The sequence below is a fragment of the Streptomyces sp. NBC_01334 genome (assembly GCF_035983595.1).
GTDB classification, from domain to species: domain Bacteria; phylum Actinomycetota; class Actinomycetes; order Streptomycetales; family Streptomycetaceae; genus Streptomyces; species Streptomyces coriariae.
Map to the genome: position 1 here is coordinate 4,933,805 of NZ_CP130718.1, position 15,662 is coordinate 4,949,466.

Genomic DNA, 15,662 nt, shown 5'->3' on the forward strand with positions numbered 1-15,662 from the left:
AAACACGCTTTGTCCTCATGGGGTGTGTTTCACGTGAAACACACCCCACATCAGACTCAGTGCACAGCCTCGGCGATGTGCTGCGTACCGATCCGCTTGCGGAACACCCAGTACGTCCACCCCTGGTAGAGCAGCACGATCGGCGTGGCGATCCCCGCGCACCAGGTCATGATCTTCAAGGTGTACGGGCTGGACGAGGCGTTGGTCACCGTGAGGCTCCAGTTCTCGTCGAGCGTGGAGGGCATGACGTTCGGGAAGAGCGTCAGGAAGAGCATCGCCACGGCGGCCACGATGGTGACGCCGGAGAGCGCGAACGACCAGCCCTCACGGCCCGCCTGGTTCGCCACGAGCGCCGCGACCAGGGCGCCGACCGCCACGACCAGGGCGACCAGACTCTTGGCGTCACCACTGTCGATCTGCGTCCACAGAAGGAAGACCGAAGCGAACACCGCGGCGGCGAGCCCCACCTTCAGCGCCAGCTTCCGCGCCCGTTCCCGGATATCGCCGACGGTCTTGAGCGCCGTGAACACCGCACCGTGGAAGGTGAACAGCGTCAGGGTCACCAGACCTCCCAGCAGTGCGTGCGGGTTGAGCAGGTCCCAGGCATTGCCCACGTACTCGAAGTCCTGGTCGATCTTGACGCCCCCCACGATGTTGCCGAAGGCGACGCCCCACAGGAACGCGGGAAGGAGCGAGGTCCAGAAGATCGCGGTCTCCCAGTTGCGCTGCCAGTTCTCCTCGGGCCGCTTCGCCCGGTACTCGAAGGCGACGCCCCGAACGATCAGACAGACCAGGATGAGCAGCAGGGGCAGGTAGAAGCCGGAGAAGAGCGTGGCGTACCACTCGGGGAAGGCGGCGAAGGTCGCACCGCCCGCGGTGAGCAGCCACACCTCGTTGCCGTCCCAGACGGGCCCGATGGTGTTGATGAGCACCCGCCGCTCGGGGCGGTCACGCGCGAGCAGCTTGGTGAGGATGCCGACCCCGAAGTCGAAGCCCTCCAGGAAGAAGTAGCCGGTCCACAGGACGGCGATCAGGACGAACCAGACGTCGTGCAGTTCCATGACTGTGCAGCTCCCTCGGCCTAGTAGGAGAAGGCCATCGGCTTGTCGGCGTCACGGGAGTCGCCGCCGATCTTCGTGGGCGGGTTGAGGTCGGCCTCGGTGAGCTCGGGCGGGCCGGCCTTCACGTACTTCACCAGCAGCTTGACCTCGATGACGGCGAGGACCGCGTAGAGCGCCGTGAAGACGATCATCGACGTGAGGACCTCGCCCTGGGAGACCCCGGGGGATACCGCGTCACGGGTCTGGAGGACGCCGTAGACGACCCAGGGCTGACGGCCCATCTCGGTGAAGATCCAGCCCCAGGAGTTGGCGATCAGCGGGAAGCCCAGCGTCCAGATCGCTGCCAGCCAGTAGAGCTTGGTGAGCTTCGGGCTGAGCGCCTTGTTCCTGAACAGGACCACGTGCGGCACCTCGTCCTCGCCGACCCTCAGGTGCTGCGGCAGCAGGAACTTCTTGCGGGTGAGCCAGAGTCCCGCCAGGCCGAGCGTGAAGGACGCCATGCCGAAGCCGATCATCCAGCGGAAGCCCCAGTAGGCGACGGGGATGTTGGGCCGGTAGTCGCCGGGGCCGTACTTCTCCTGCTCGGCCTTGTTCACGTCGTTGATGCCGGGGACGTACGAGCTGAAGTCGTCGTTCGCGAGGAAGGACAGCAGGCCCGGGATCTCTATGGCGACCTTGTTGTGCCCCTTCTCGACGTCGCCGTAGGCGAAGACCGAGAACGGCGCCGGCGCCTCACCGTCCCACAGGGCCTCGGCGGCGGCCATCTTCATCGGCTGCTGCTTGAACATGACCTTGCCGAGGGTGTCACCGCTGATGGCGGTGAGCAGGCCGGCGATGACCACGGTGATCAGGCCGAGCCGCAGCGAGGTCTTCATCACCGGGATGTGCTTCTTGCGGTACAGGTGGAAGGCGGCGATGCCGACCATGAAGGCGCCACCGGTGAGGAAGGCCGCGGACATGGTGTGGAAGACCTGGCTGAGCGCGGTGTTCTGGGTCAGTACGGCCCAGAAGTCGGTGAGCTCGGCCCGCCCCTTCTCCTTGTTGATCCGGTAGCCGACGGGGTGCTGCATCCACGAGTTGGCCGCGAGGATGAAGTACGCCGACAGGATCGTGCCGATCGAGACCATCCAGATGCAGGCCAGGTGGATCTTCTTCGGCAGCTTGTCCCAGCCGAAGATCCACAGGCCGATGAAGGTGGACTCGAAGAAGAAGGCGATCAGGGCCTCGAAGGCGAGCGGGGCGCCGAAGACGTCTCCGACGAAGCGCGAGTAGTCGGACCAGTTCATGCCGAACTGGAACTCCTGCACGATGCCGGTGACGACACCCATCGCGATGTTGATCAGGAAGAGCTTGCCCCAGAACTTCGTCGCCCTGAGGTACTTCTCGTTCTCCGTGCGCACCCAGGCGGTCTGCAGCCCGGCGGTGAGGGCCGCGAGGGAGATCGTCAGGGGGACGAAGAGGAAGTGGTAGACGGTGGTGATGCCGAACTGCCAGCGCGCCAGGGTCTCCGGCGCCAGAGCCAGGTCCACGTCGTCACTCCTTACCTCACGCTCGTGGATCACGCTTGTGAAAGCGTTCACATTCACAAGCTAGTATGACGTACCGATATTCGATAGGCGAAGGGGGGTCCCCGCCTACCCGCGGAAACCCCCCTGTGACCCCTGCTGAACAGCCGAAACCGGCGCAGTCGACTCGCTAGAGCTCCTTGCGGAACCCTTCCGTCACCTTCAGGAAGATGTCGTTCGCCTCGTTCTCCCCGATCGTCACCCGCACGCCCTCGCCCGGGAACGGCCGCACCACGACGCCCGCCCGCTCACACGCGGCAGCGAAGGGGACCGTGTGCTCGCCGAGCCGCAGCCACACGAAGTTGGCCTGGGTCTCGGGCACCGTCCAGCCCTGCGCGCGCAGCCCCTCGACCACCCGGAGGCGCTCGCACACCAGGGAACCGACCCGGCCGAGCAACGCGTCCTCGGCACGCAGCGAGGCGATCGCGGCCTCCTGCGCGAGCTGGCTCACACCGAACGGCACCGCCGTCTTGCGCAGGGCCTCCGCCACCGGCTCGTGGGCGATGGCAAAACCGATGCGCAGGCCGGCGAGGCCGTAGGCCTTGGAGAAGGTCCGCAGGACACAGACGTTGGGCCGCTTCCGGTACAGCTCCACGCCGTCCGGCACCTCGGGGTCGCGGATGAACTCCCGGTACGCCTCGTCGAGCACGACCAGCACGTCACGCGGCACCCGGTCGAGGAACCGTTCCAGCTCGGCCCGCTTCACCACGGTGCCCGTGGGGTTGTTGGGATTGCAGACGAAGATCAGCCGGGTCCGCTCGGTGATCGCGTCGGCCATCGCGTCCAGGTCGTGCACATCCCCCGGCGTCAGCGGCACCTGCACCGCGGTCGCGCCGCTGATCTGCGTGATGATCGGATAGGCCTCGAAGGACCGCCAGGCGTAGATCACCTCGTCGCCTGGGCCCGAGGTGGCCTGGACCAGCTGCTGGGCGACACCGACCGAGCCGGTGCCGGTGGCCAGGTGGGAGGCGGGGACGCCGAACCGCTCGGACAGCTCCTTGATCAGCACCGTGCAGGCCAGGTCCGGGTAACGGTTGAAGGAGGCGGCCGCCGCCGTCACCGACTCCATCACGCCCGGCAGCGGCGGATAGGGGTTCTCGTTGGAGGACAGCTTGTAGGCCGCCGGACCACCGCCCGCGGCCGGCTTGCCCGGCTTGTAGGTGGGGATCCCCTCCAGCTCGGCGCGCAGCTTGGGGCTCGTCTCGCTCACCGCAGTCCTCCTCGTGACCACCACCGGGTTCAATACTGCTCACCTTATGAGGATTCGACGCGGGTGCGTACAGCTGAGCAGGGACCGGCGCCTGAAACGGAGGGACCTCTGCGACTTCTGAGGACGAAGCCGCACGAAGGCGTACGCGTCAGGGGGCGCGCTGCACATATATCTACGCGCCGGTAGTGCACTCCGTGGCGCGCATCCCTCGTGCAGGTGAGTTGAGACCTCTTCGAAACATCGGTGCGTTGGCAGGCTCATCCGTGCCGACGCGTCACGTCTTGGTATTGACGGAGTCAACTACCTTTCTTTCCAAGGCACTTGACCCCATTTGGCCTTGCAGAAACGTGCCTGTCAATGCGTGCATATGCGTCCGCCCTACCCCACCGGAAGAGCCCTACTATCGGCTCGCCATGACAGCAGCAGGGAAGCACCAGGTGAGCCGCGCGGAAACCTCACGCCGAGGCAGCCGGCCGGGCCGGGCGGGCATCAGGGACGTGGCCGCCGCCGCCGGAGTCTCCATCACGACCGTCTCCGACGCCCTCAACGGCAAGGGCAGGCTTCCGGATGCCACCCGACGCCATGTCCGCGAGGTCGCCGACCGACTCGGCTACCGCCCCTCGGCGGCGGCCCGAACCCTCCGTACCGGCAAGTCGGGCCTCATCGGCCTGACCGTGACGACCTACGGGGATGAACCTTTCACCTTCACCGAGTTCGCATACTTCGCGGAGATGGCGCGCGCCGCCACCTCGGCCGCGCTCGCCCGCGGCTACGCGCTCGTCATCCTCCCCGCGACCTCACGCCACGACGTCTGGTCCAACGTGGCTCTGGACGGCACGGTCGTCATCGACCCGTCCGACCAGGATCCGGTGGTCAGCGAGCTGGTCCGGCAGGGCTTACCGGTCGTCTCCGACGGCCGCCCGGCCGGCACGCTCCCGGTCACCGCGTGGGTGGACAACGACCACGAGGCCGCCGTCCTCGACATCCTCGACCACCTGGCCGACGCCGGCGCCCGCCGCATCGGCCTCCTCACCGGCACCACCACGGACACGTACACACACCTGTCGACCAGCGCGTACCTGCGGTGGTGCGAGCGGGTCGGTCAGGATCCGGTCTACGAGGCCTACCCCGCGCACGACCCGTGCGCGGGCGCCGTGGCCGCCGACCGGCTGCTGGCCCGCCCCGACCGCCCCGACGCCGTCTACGGACTGTTCGACCCCAACGGCACCGACCTGCTCGCCGCGGCCCGCCGCTACGGGCTGCGGGTCCCCGAGGACCTGCTGATCGTCTGTTGCAGCGAGTCCACGGTGTACGCCAACACCGAGCCGCCCGTCACGACCCTCTCGTTGAAGCCGCGCCGCATCGGTACGGCGGTCGTGCAACTCCTCATCGACGCCATCGAGGGCGAGGAAGCGGACCGCCCGGTCGAGCAGGTCATACCGACCGAACTGTTCGTACGCACCTCTTCGCAGCGACGCCCCCCTCGGACCACGGTCAGCCCACCGCGGGCGCCGGAAGAGAAGTAGCCCGCCGCCGCTCCCCACAGCCGACGCCGACGCCATGGCACACGGTTCGTGGGGAGCGGCGGCCTGTGCGAGGGGCGGCGGGAGGGGTGGGGGTGAGGTCCGTTCGCGGCAGCTGAGGCGGGCGGGCCGGGCAGTCCGGGGTGTGGGGGCGGTCCGAGGCTGTGTGGGCGGGCCGGCGGGCCGCGTCAACGAAGGTTGGCGGGAGGCACGTACGGGCGAATTCCGGCGGTGCTGGAGACATCAGACGTCGCGTCGGTCACGGCCGTCCCGTCGACCTCGCTCCGGCCGCCGAAAGCACCCTTGCCCGGCCGATGCCGTCCCCCGCTCCGTCCGACGGAGCAGCCCGCGGGGGTAGGGGTCGGGTGCGGGCGAGGCGCGCGCCAGGTGAGTGCGGACTGCCGAAGCCCGGCCCAATCGGGGCGAAAGCCGCGATGAACTGGAGCCTTGCTCCGATTCACCACCCCTGGGACATCACACGGCACGATCCGCATTCCTATGATGGACGCACGGCACCGCGGGCCGCTGCGACCAGGCAGCCCGAAGGGTGCAGATGCGGCGCGATGGTGGAGGGGTCTGATGACTCAGGGGGCCGGTCAGGGACCCGAGGTGGAGCGGACGGCGACGTTGCGCGACTTCCGGGTGCCCGCGTACGTCCACGAGACCGGTCCGTACGACCCCGGCACGGAACCGGGCAATGTCGCGCCGCCTCTCGAAGAGCCGCTGGAGCACCCGGACGGCTACACACCCACCCAGCGCGACCTGCCCGTCATCAATCGGCGCGGCGACACCCTCCAGGTGACCGTTGACCCGGCAGCCGTCCAGGCTCCGCCGGCCGCGACCGGCCCGGGACCGCTGTTCGTCGTCGGCGACGTCCACGGCTACCTCGACGAACTGGTGGCCGCGCTTCAGGAGAAGGGTCTGGTCGACTCCGCGGGCAACTGGTGCGCGGGCACCGCCCGGCTGTGGTTCCTCGGTGACTTCACCGACCGCGGCCCGGACGGCATCGGCGTCATCGACCTCGTCATGCGGCTGTCCGCCGAGGCCGCCGCGGCCGGCGGGTACTGCAAGGCCCTCATGGGCAACCACGAACTGCTGCTGCTCGGCGCCAAGCGCTTCGGCGACACGCCCGTCAACTCCGGCGCGGGCACCGCCACCTTCCAGGCGGCCTGGCTGCTCAACGGCGGCCAGAAGTACGACATGGACCGTCTTCAGGATCACCACCTCCAGTGGATGGCCCGCCTCGACGCGGTCGAGGAGGTCGACGGCCACCTGCTCGTGCACTCCGACACCACCGCCTACCTCGACTACGGCGACTCGATCGAGGCGGTCAACGACACCGTCCGCGAGACGATCACGCGCAACGACGCGGACGAGGTGTGGGATCTGTTCCGCAAGTTCACCAAGCGCTTCTCCTTCCGCGACGAGGGCGGCGCCGACGCCGTACGCTCCCTGCTCGATACGTACGGCGGCACCCGCATCGTTCACGGACACAGCCCGATTCCCTACCTGCTCGGCGAAGTCGGCTCCGAGGACGGTGAGGACAACGGCGGTCCGCACGTCGAGGGACCGCACGTCTACGCGGACGGGCTGGCCATCGCGATGGACGGCGGCGTGACGATGGCCGGAAAACTGCTGGTCCAGCAACTGCCCCTGGAAATCTGAGCATTCCCGGGGCAGTTCCCGGGGCAGAAGTACCCCACTGTGGAGCCGTCGGCGACATCGCAGGCCAGGGGCCAATTTCGGCAAACCCCCTGTCACCTCATGCCGTCACCGCTCTACCATCGGGTTATCCGTAGCAGGCTCCCCTCCGTTTCTGCCCGACGGCTCGTTGGCATGCGAGCCCCAAGCCCTACGGAGCATCGGGGGATGCAGATGAACAGCGTTCCGCAGCACCTGAACAGCGAGGACCGCCAGGAGTACGAGCGGATCCTCGACGAGGCGCTGCGCTCCGCCCCACACCACCCGGAACTGGCCGCAGTCGGACAGCGGCTCAACCCCGAACAACTGCGCACCATGGCACTCAACGCCTCCGCACTCATCACGGTGGCCGCGGCGGCCGAGTACCAGCACTACGTGAAGGTCCGCGAGGAACTGCGCCACCCCGCGCCGTCCACCCCGTCGTCTCCGTCCGAGACCGGCTCCGCGGAGCCGGGCGCGGCCGCGATGGGGCTCGCCACCACCATGGGGGAGGCGGCCCAGGCCGCCGAAGCCGCCGGGGCGGGCGCCGTCGCCGCCGTCCTCACCCCTGTCCTCGCCGGGACCGCCGCGGTGATCTTCCTGCTCGTCGGCTACCTCCTCAGGGTGCTGGACCCCGAGCAGGCGTTCGCCCGGACCATGGTCACCGCCGGCTGGACGTTCGGGGCCGTGGCCGTGGCCGCGATCCTCGTCGCCACCGTCGCGCTGCTGCTCACCGCCCTGCGCAACCGTCCCTCCCTGGAGGCCGGACCGTACGGCGAACTGAGCGAGGAGGTCGACCAGGCCAGGGAAGCCTGGCGAGATGCCCTGCTGGAACGCGGCATCCTGCCGTTCCTCCGGGAGGCCCTCGCCGATCCCGGCACGGCGGCCGCCCTGCACACCGACCCGGCGCCCCCGGCCCCCACCAACCGCCTCCCGAAGATCGGCTATGACCGCCCGGGGTTCAGCAGCCCGGACGACGGCCGTTCGACCGGCCCGCGCCCGAGCTTCAGCAGCCCGGACTACAGCAGCCCGGACTTCGGCGGCCCGGAACACCAGCCGGAATAGGCACTCGGCTTGCGCCCCCGCCGACCCCGCCGAGGGGAGCGCAAGCCGTACGCCGGGCGCCGGACGGCTCTGGCGGAGAGCCGCCCCACGGGTCGGTGCAGCCCCGCGGGGCTCAGTGCTGCCCTGTGCGGGTCGGAGTCACAGGGGTGGCAGCCCGGAGTCGCACGTCCGCGCATCCGCGCATCCGCGCATCCGCGCATCCGCGCATCCGGTCAGAGAATGCCCGCCCGGCCGGCCGCGGTGACCCAGCTGGGGAACTCGGACAGCAGCCGGTCGTAGAGCTCCTGGTCCGGGAGGGTGCTGATGTCGTCCACGGAGAAGAAGCCCACGTTGTCGACGCGGCGTCCGGGCAGTGTGTCGAACCGCTCCAGGACGCCGTAGTTGGACCGGCCGAGCCCCACGAACTGCCAGAAGATCGGCTCCTCGACCGCCGCCCGCAGCTCCCGCTCGATCGCCGCGTCGCGGTAGACCCCTCCGTCGGAGAAGAACAGCACCAACGTCGGGGCGGCCGCCGGATTCTCCCGCACATACGACCTGACCTGGGAGATCGCCTTCTGCTCCTCGTTCTGGATGCCGACCGAGCGCATGTCGACCTGCCCCGGCTCCATCCCCTTGCGCGGCTTCTTGCCCCGCCGGAAGAGACTCATCTCACCCACCCGCACATGCAGCCGCAGCCACTCGGGGAGCTCGCCCAACCGCAGGTCGGGAAGGCGGGCGGCATCGCTGGCGAAGGTCCAGGCCTGCATCTCGCCGTCGTCGTCGAGCTCTGCCGCCACCGCGGCCATGCGTTCCACGACGTCCGCCACCACACCGCGTGAGTACAGGAACGCCATGGACCCGGAGGCATCGAGGACGAGCACGACCCGCGCGCTGATCCCCACCGCCCCCCGCTTGCTCAGACTGACGGCGACCTGCTCCTTGCGCAGCGACAGCCGCTTACGCATGTCGACGGGCAGCCGCTCCTCCCCCTTGGCCAGACGGGGGCCCGACGGTGGGGTGGCTGCCGGTGGGGTGATCGGAGGTGGGGCGATGGTCCGTGGGGTGACCGCGGGTGAGGCGACTGCAGGTGGGGCGACCGCTGGGCGGTTCGGAGGAGTGGCCGCGGGGCGGTTCGGTGGGGTGGCGGGCTGCTCCGGCTCGTCGTCGACCGTGATCCCGAAGTCCCTGGCCACCCCCGCCAGCCCGGAGGCGTACCCCTGCCCGACCGCCCGGAACTTCCAGCGCCCCTCGCGCAGGTACAGCTCACCGGCGATGAACGCCGTCTCCGTGTCGGCCTGCATCTCGAAGCGGGCCACTTCGGCGCGCCCGTCCCCACCGAGGAGTCTCAACGTCAGGCCGGTCACCTGGCCGAACGTTCCCCCGTCGGCCGACGCGCACAGCACCACACGCGTGATGGCGCCCTCCAGTGAGCGGAGGTCCACCTGGACGGTGTCGGTCAGGACACCGGCTTCGCTCCGCTTGCCGACGTGCCGTACGGCGCCGGACGCGTGCAGCGGCTGGTTGTAGAAGACGAAGTCCCTGTCGTCACGCACCCGTCCGTCCTGCGCCAGCAGCAAGGCCGAGGCATCGATGTCCGGCCCACCGGCCCCTTCGGCCCAGCTGAGTTCGACCCGTACGTCCGGCACGTCGACCGGCAGATTGGCACCCTTGCTCAGGGATCGCGCTGTCATGGAGGCAAGTCTGCCGAGCCGACGCTCTGGGGCAACCGAACGAGCGAGATCCTTTCCTCCTGGGCGACCGCCAAGAGCGTGCCGTCGGGACGCAGAGCCGCGACCGGTGTCGGTATGTGGGTGACGCCAAAGGCACCCACGCGGCGCGACACCTTCACCTCGGGCCACTCCGCCAGCACTTCACCGGTGATGACGTCGATCAGCCGAGGGTGCCCGTGCAGGGAGACGACGCGACCACCACCCGCGAGCAGCGTGCCGACCTCGAAATCGACAGAGCTTCGGTGCAGCCACGCGTGCTGGGACAGTGACCACACTCCGATCCGACGGCGTCCGAGCGAGGCGCCCCCCTCTTCGTCGAGGAACTCGTCTCCGGTCGCCACCGCCAGTCGGTCGTCGTCGAGCCAGCAGGCCGACTCCACCTCGGCGTCGATCCCCGGCTGCGTCGGCAACACCCCGCGCCCGTCCAGTACGGCCGGGTTCGCCAAGGCGCTCTCCAGATCGAAGACCTCGACGATTCCGTACGGATGCCACACCCAGCCGGCCACCAGCAGATGCCGGCCGTCCCCGCTCACCGACAGCCGGGAATGGAACACGTCCTTCGCTTCGCGGGCGCCGGCGGTGAGGCGCTGCCCTGACACCACGTCCTCGATCTGGAGAACGTTGTACTCCTCCGGACAGTGGACCAGGATCTCCCTGCCGTCCCTCAGGGCCCCCAGGGCCACGGGGTAGTCGTAGTCCTCGGCGTGATCCGGGCTGCGCGTCAGTGCACGGAGGGGGTGCGTTCCCTCCAGCAACAGCGCTTCGGTCCCCCGTTCCGCATGGACGACGCTGTAGCGGCCGGACGGTGAGACGACGCTTCTGTCGAAGCCTGGACCATGATCGGTGGCCGTCCGGCGCTCCACGCCATCGGTGCTCCACGCCCGGCCACCCACCGCATCGACCAGCTCATCGCCCTGCCAGGCCAACGACCGGACCGGCGCCGTCGACTTCACCCACTCCAAGGTCCCTCTCCCCCCGATCGCAGCAACGTCGTCTCCTTCTCCGTGACGGTCGCGCATGGGCGCTGTCCCCGGGCCTCGGGTCCCAGGGACAGCGCCGGTCCGAGTCCGTCAGTCAGCCAGCGGCAGGTACACCCGGTTCCCGCTCGCCGCGAACTCCTTCGACTTCTCCAGCATGCCCTCGGCGATCTCCTCCGCCGAGGCCCCGTCGGCCGCCCCGCCGCCGAACCGCTCGTTGATGCTCTGGCTGATCTTCATCGAGCAGAACTTCGGCCCGCACATCGAGCAGAAGTGCGCCGTCTTCGCCGGTTCCGCGGGGAGTGTCTCGTCGTGGAACTCCCGTGCCGTGTCCGGATCGAGGGCGAGGTTGAACTGGTCCTCCCAGCGGAACTCGAAGCGGGCGTCGGACAGCGCGTCGTCCCATTCCTGCGCACCGGGGTGCCCCTTGGCGAGGTCGGCTGCGTGGGCGGCGATCTTGTAGGTGATGACGCCGGTCTTGACGTCGTCACGGTTGGGCAGGCCCAGATGTTCCTTGGGCGTGACGTAGCAGAGCATGGCCGTGCCCCACCATGCGATCATCGCGGCACCGATGCCGGAGGTGATGTGGTCGTACGCCGGCGCGACGTCCGTCGTCAGCGGGCCGAGCGTATAGAACGGAGCTTCATCACAGATCTCCTGCTGAAGGTCGATGTTCTCCTTGATCTTGTGCATCGGGACATGGCCCGGGCCTTCGATCATCGTCTGAACATGGAAACGCTTCGCGATCCGGTTGAGTTCCCCGAGTGTCCTCAACTCCGCGAACTGCGCAGCGTCGTTGGCGTCCGCGATGGAACCCGGCCGCAGGCCGTCGCCCAGCGAGTACGTGACGTCGTAGGCGGCGAGGATCTCGCAGAGCTCCTCGAAGTTCTCGTAGAGGAACGACTCCTTGTGGTGCGCGAGGCACCAGGCCGCCATGATCGAGCCGCCACGGGACACGATGCCGGTCTTGCGGTTGGCGGTGAGCGGGACGTACGCAAGGCGGACACCGGCGTGGACCGTCATGTAGTCCACGCCCTGCTCGGCCTGCTCGATGACAGTGTCCTTGTAGATCTCCCAGGTCAGTTCCTCGGCGCGGCCGTCGACCTTCTCCAGTGCCTGGTACAGCGGCACCGTGCCGATGGGGACGGGGGAGTTGCGCAGCACCCACTCGCGGGTGGTGTGGATGTTGCGACCGGTCGACAGGTCCATGACCGTGTCGGCGCCCCAACGGGTCGCCCAGGTCATCTTCTCGACCTCCTCCTCGATGGAGGACGTCACCGCCGAGTTGCCGATGTTGGCGTTGACCTTCACCAGGAACCGCTTGCCGATGATCATCGGCTCGATCTCCGGGTGGTTGACGTTGGCCGGCAGTACGGCGCGGCCCGCCGCGATCTCCTCGCGAACCACCTCGGGGGAAACGTTCTCCCGGATGGCCACGAACTCCATCTCGGGTGTGATCTCCCCCCGGCGCGCATACGCGAGCTGGGTGACCGCCTCGCCGTCCCGCCCGCGGCGCGGTAGGCGCGGCCGGCCCGGGAAGACCGCGTCGAGGTTGCGCAGACCGCCGCGCGGTGAGGTGTGCTTGAGGCCGTCGTCCTCGGGGCGGACCGGGCGGCCCGCGTACTCCTCGGTGTCGCCCCGGGCGATGATCCAGTTCTCGCGCAACGGCGACAGGCCCCTGCGGACGTCCGTCTCGACGAGTGGATCGGTGTACGGGCCGGAGGTGTCGTACAGGGTGACCGACTGCCCGTTGGTGAGATGCACCTGACGAACCGGCACCTGTAGATCGGGGCGAGTGCCCTCGACGTACCCCTTGTGCCAGCCGATGGACTTCCCGGCCTCCGAGGCATTCACGTCGACCGTGCTTTCGCTGGTCGCGTTCTGCGTGAAGGCAGGCGTGCGTGCGTCCTTGTTGGTCATGAGACCTACTCCCTACGCCGGCATTACCCGGTAACAGGTTCGGCGGTCGACGCAGCGGCTACCGCCTGCCGATGTTTCATGTGAAACATCACTCGATTCGAGAGACGTTCCACGTGAAACATCGCGAAGACGGAGGTCAGCGCCCTCTCAGCCCGGTGCTCCGAGCTCCCGCGTGTGCAAAGGTTGTCTCCACGCTAGCGTCAATTCTGGCGCGGTGAACAGAGGGCCCGTGTCGTTCTTGCGATGATCGGTCGGTGACCACGACACACCAGCCCCCGTATCCGCCGCCCGAGCCGCCCCGCCGACCGGGCGCCGACAGCGGCCCCGGCAATGGCTCCGGCAGCGGTTCTGGCAGCGGCCCCAGAGGCGACGGCGACTTCAGCAACGGTCACGATCACCCGCGTAGTCCCGACCACGGGCCGGGATACGCAGGCGGGCTCGGCGGGTTGAGACGCGCCGGAACCCCTGGCGGTCGAGGACCCGGCCCGGTCGAGGGTCGCGGGGCAGGGCCGGGTGCGCAGTCGGGGCCGGTGGCGCAGTCAGGGTCAGGGTCGGGGAGCGGCGGCCGGGCCTACGGAAACGGTCCGGGGCCCGGGACCGGCCGGGGATACCGGAGCGAGCAAGGGCCCGGGAACGACCAGGGGTACGGGGGCGGCCAGGGATACGGGGACGGGTCCGTGCCCGAGCAGGAGTACAGCCCCGGCCATGGTTCCGGCCCTCGTCCTGAACGTGGCTCTGGTCCTGGTTCTGGTTCTGGTCCCGCCCCTGGTGACGGATACGGCTTCGACCGCGAACACGATCATGGGCAGAGCCACGACGGTGGTCATGGCGGCGGCCCCGGGAACAGTCCCGGCGAGGGCCACGGCGGCGGGCACGGCGGCGGGCACGGCCATGGCCCGGGTGACGGGCACGGCTCCGGTTCCGACGGCGGGCACGGGCATTCGCACAGCCACAGTCACGGCCCGGCAGCCCCCGTCTCCCAGCACCTGCGCAAGGTCATCGCGGCCATCCTCATCCCGTTCGGAGCCGCGGTACTGGTGGGGCTCGTGGTGCTGTGGCCCGGCGGAGCCCCGGCGCACGAACGCACCGGAGTCGGCTTCGACCGGCAGACCCAACAGGCCACGGTCACCAAGGTCGTGAGCTTGAGCTGCGCGTCGGTGAACGCCTCAGGCGACACCCCTACCGGCGACACCTCCACGGCCGAGGGCTCCGCCGCCCAGCAGCAGGCGGGCGGCACCTGCAAGCGGGCCACGATCCGGGTGGACACCGGAGACGACAAGGGCCGTACGTTCACCGAGATCGTCCAGCCCGACCAGTCACGGCAGTTGGAGCAGGGTGAGAAGGTCGTGGTCGCCTACGAGCCCTCCGCGCCGAAGGACCTCCAGTACTCGGTCACCGACGTGAACCGCCGCATCCCCATGGCGGTCCTGGCGATCATCTTCGCGGTCGCCGTCGTGGTCGTCGGGCGGCTGCGGGGCGTCATGGCGCTGGTCGCGCTGGCCATCAGCTTCATGGTGCTGAACTTCTTCGTACTGCCCGCGATCCTCCAGGGATCGAACCCACTGGTCGTGGCGGTGGTGGGCTCGAGCGCCATCATGCTGATCGCGCTGTATCTCTGTCACGGGCTCTCGGCGCGCACCTCCGTCGCGGTGCTCGGCACGCTGATCTCACTGCTGCTGATCGGCATCCTCGGCTCGCTGTTCATCGACTGGGCCGCGCTGACCGGCAACACGGACGACAACACCGGCCTGATCCACGGCCTGTACCCGTCGATCGACATGAGCGGACTCTTGCTGGCCGGCATCATCATCGGCTCGCTCGGCGTACTCGACGACGTGACGGTCACTCAGACCTCGGCGGTCTGGGAACTGCACGAGGCCAACCCCGCGATGGGCTGGCGCGGCCTGTACCGGGCCGGCATTCGCATCGGCCGCGACCACATCGCGTCCGTGGTCAACACGCTCGTCCTCGCCTACGCCGGCGCCGCGCTGCCGCTGTTGCTGCTCTTCTCGATCGCGCAGAGCAGCGTGGGCACCGTCGCCAACAGCGAACTGGTCGCCGAGGAGATCGTGCGCACCCTGGTGGGCTCGATCGGCCTGGTCGCCTCCGTGCCCGTCACCACGGCCCTGGCGGCCCTGGTGGTCTCCGCCGACCGGACAGGCCCTGGGAAGGCGCCCGTGACGGCTCCGGAAGCGACTCCTGCGGCGCCGGCGGGAGCGACGGGGGCGGCGGCCGCGGGCAGCGCCCAGGCCCGGGGCGGCCGGGGCCGGCGGCGCAAGCGCTGAGGCGGAAGGGCGCCCGAGTCCCGACCACACCGGCCGACTCGGGCGCACGCCTCACTCCGCTCGACAGGGCCGTTCGGCGCCTGCGCCACCTCATGAAGAAGCGTTCCTGCACAACGCCAACCGCAACGAAGCCTTCGCCGCACTCGCTTCGCCACCCTCGCCACCCCTCGCATTGCCATCACGTCAGCCGGCGCTCTGTTCCTCCGCCAGGATCCGGTCCAACGCCTCGTCCAGATGCGCGTCGAAATCGGCGAGAGCACCCTCCTGGCCCAACGGAACCAGCTTGTCGGTGCGGTCGAGGAACGCCACGAGCGGGGCCGCCGAGGAGCGGAACAGCGCCTGGTCACCACCGACCTGAAGCCGGATCAGGACCTCCCCCAGCACATCGGGATCCACCGGCGAGACGCGGACGTCCCCTTCGCCACACGGCCTGCCCACCCCGTCGATGAGCAACTCGCGCCCGAAAGCCCAGGTCACCGGGGCATCACCGGGCAGATGAAAGGTGAGTCGCACGGCATAGGGATCGCACGACTCGTAACCCAGCTCCACCGGAATGCGGAACGAGAGCTCCTCGGAGACGAGGAAGCTCATCATGACCTCTGCCTGTACTGCCTGTACGGACTCGCGCATCGCCTTGCCCTGTCATTTGCCGCCGACTGGCCGGGAA

11 protein-coding genes are annotated in these 15,662 nt (G+C 69.0%); 4 read left to right on the forward strand and 7 right to left on the reverse strand.

Features of this window, described 5'->3' with window-relative positions; translation table 11 throughout:
- Positions 1-56: 56 nt before the first annotated feature.
- The 3 genes from cydB to hisC form a co-directional block, all read right to left on the reverse strand.
- Positions 57-1,061 (reverse strand): cytochrome d ubiquinol oxidase subunit II, encoded by a 1,005-nt coding sequence (gene cydB, locus OG736_RS22120; RefSeq protein WP_327183986.1) that lies wholly within the window; start codon positions 1,059-1,061, stop codon positions 57-59.
- 20 nt (positions 1,062-1,081) lie between these two features.
- Positions 1,082-2,590, reverse strand: a complete 1,509-nt coding sequence (locus tag OG736_RS22125) for a cytochrome ubiquinol oxidase subunit I (RefSeq protein ID WP_327183987.1) — start codon at positions 2,588-2,590, stop codon at positions 1,082-1,084.
- A 166-nt stretch (positions 2,591-2,756) separates the two neighbouring features.
- Positions 2,757-3,836: a histidinol-phosphate transaminase gene (gene hisC / locus OG736_RS22130; protein ID WP_327183988.1), complete on the reverse strand. Its 1,080-nt coding sequence runs from the start codon at positions 3,834-3,836 to the stop codon at positions 2,757-2,759.
- A 413-nt stretch (positions 3,837-4,249) separates the two neighbouring features.
- Between hisC and OG736_RS22135 the strand changes: the two genes are divergently transcribed.
- The 3 genes from OG736_RS22135 to OG736_RS22145 all read left to right on the forward strand — a co-directional run bounded on the left by OG736_RS22135 (position 4,250) and on the right by OG736_RS22145 (position 8,104).
- Positions 4,250-5,362 (forward strand): LacI family DNA-binding transcriptional regulator, encoded by a 1,113-nt coding sequence (locus OG736_RS22135; RefSeq protein WP_078616089.1) that lies wholly within the window; start codon positions 4,250-4,252, stop codon positions 5,360-5,362.
- Positions 5,363-5,938: 576 nt separating this feature from the next.
- Positions 5,939-7,024 carry a metallophosphoesterase gene (locus OG736_RS22140; protein ID WP_327183989.1) on the forward strand — a complete coding sequence of 362 codons (1,086 nt, stop codon included), beginning with the start codon at positions 5,939-5,941 and terminating at the stop codon, positions 7,022-7,024.
- A 204-nt stretch (positions 7,025-7,228) separates the two neighbouring features.
- Positions 7,229-8,104: a hypothetical protein gene (locus OG736_RS22145; protein WP_327183990.1), complete on the forward strand. Its 876-nt coding sequence runs from the start codon at positions 7,229-7,231 to the stop codon at positions 8,102-8,104.
- A 212-nt stretch (positions 8,105-8,316) separates the two neighbouring features.
- Here OG736_RS22145 and OG736_RS22150 read toward each other — a convergent pair whose 3' ends face one another.
- The 3 genes from OG736_RS22150 to thiC are packed head-to-tail and all read right to left on the reverse strand — an operon-like array spanning position 8,317 to position 12,710.
- Entirely contained in the window at positions 8,317-9,774 is a 1,458-nt protein-coding gene (locus OG736_RS22150) for a VWA domain-containing protein (protein ID WP_327183991.1), read from the reverse strand.
- On the reverse strand, positions 9,771-10,832 hold the full coding sequence (locus OG736_RS22155) for a hypothetical protein (protein WP_327183992.1): 1,062 nt from the start codon (positions 10,830-10,832) through the stop codon (positions 9,771-9,773). Before OG736_RS22155 ends, OG736_RS22150 begins: the two co-directional genes overlap by 4 nt.
- Positions 10,833-10,883: 51 nt before the next feature.
- Positions 10,884-12,710 (reverse strand): phosphomethylpyrimidine synthase ThiC, encoded by a 1,827-nt coding sequence (gene thiC, locus OG736_RS22160; protein ID WP_327183993.1) that lies wholly within the window; start codon positions 12,708-12,710, stop codon positions 10,884-10,886.
- 677 nt (positions 12,711-13,387) lie between these two features.
- Between thiC and OG736_RS22165 the strand changes: the two genes are divergently transcribed.
- Positions 13,388-14,995, forward strand: a complete 1,608-nt coding sequence (locus OG736_RS22165; protein WP_327183994.1) for a YibE/F family protein — start codon at positions 13,388-13,390, stop codon at positions 14,993-14,995.
- Between the two features lie 183 nt (positions 14,996-15,178).
- On the opposite strand, the gene OG736_RS22170 is transcribed toward OG736_RS22165, so the two are convergent.
- Positions 15,179-15,625, reverse strand: a complete 447-nt coding sequence (locus tag OG736_RS22170; RefSeq protein ID WP_020130693.1) for an SsgA family sporulation/cell division regulator — start codon at positions 15,623-15,625, stop codon at positions 15,179-15,181.
- Positions 15,626-15,662: the final 37 nt, after the last annotated feature.

What these genes read in the sequence shown, in the direction of transcription:
- OG736_RS22140 (WP_327183989.1), top strand. Translation starts at nt 5,939, where the DNA reads ATGACTCAGGGGGCCGGTCAGGGACCCGAGGTGGAGCGGACGGCGACG.
- OG736_RS22155 (WP_327183992.1), bottom strand. Translation starts at nt 10,832, where the DNA reads ATGCGCGACCGTCACGGAGAAGGAGACGACGTTGCTGCGATCGGGGGG.
- OG736_RS22170 (WP_020130693.1), bottom strand. Translation starts at nt 15,625, where the DNA reads ATGCGCGAGTCCGTACAGGCAGTACAGGCAGAGGTCATGATGAGCTTC.
- OG736_RS22145 (WP_327183990.1), top strand. Translation starts at nt 7,229, where the DNA reads ATGCAGATGAACAGCGTTCCGCAGCACCTGAACAGCGAGGACCGCCAG.
- OG736_RS22135 (WP_078616089.1), top strand. Translation starts at nt 4,250, where the DNA reads ATGACAGCAGCAGGGAAGCACCAGGTGAGCCGCGCGGAAACCTCACGC.
- OG736_RS22150 (WP_327183991.1), bottom strand. Translation starts at nt 9,774, where the DNA reads ATGACAGCGCGATCCCTGAGCAAGGGTGCCAATCTGCCGGTCGACGTG.
- cydB (WP_327183986.1), bottom strand. Translation starts at nt 1,061, where the DNA reads ATGGAACTGCACGACGTCTGGTTCGTCCTGATCGCCGTCCTGTGGACC.
- thiC (WP_327183993.1), bottom strand. Translation starts at nt 12,710, where the DNA reads ATGACCAACAAGGACGCACGCACGCCTGCCTTCACGCAGAACGCGACC.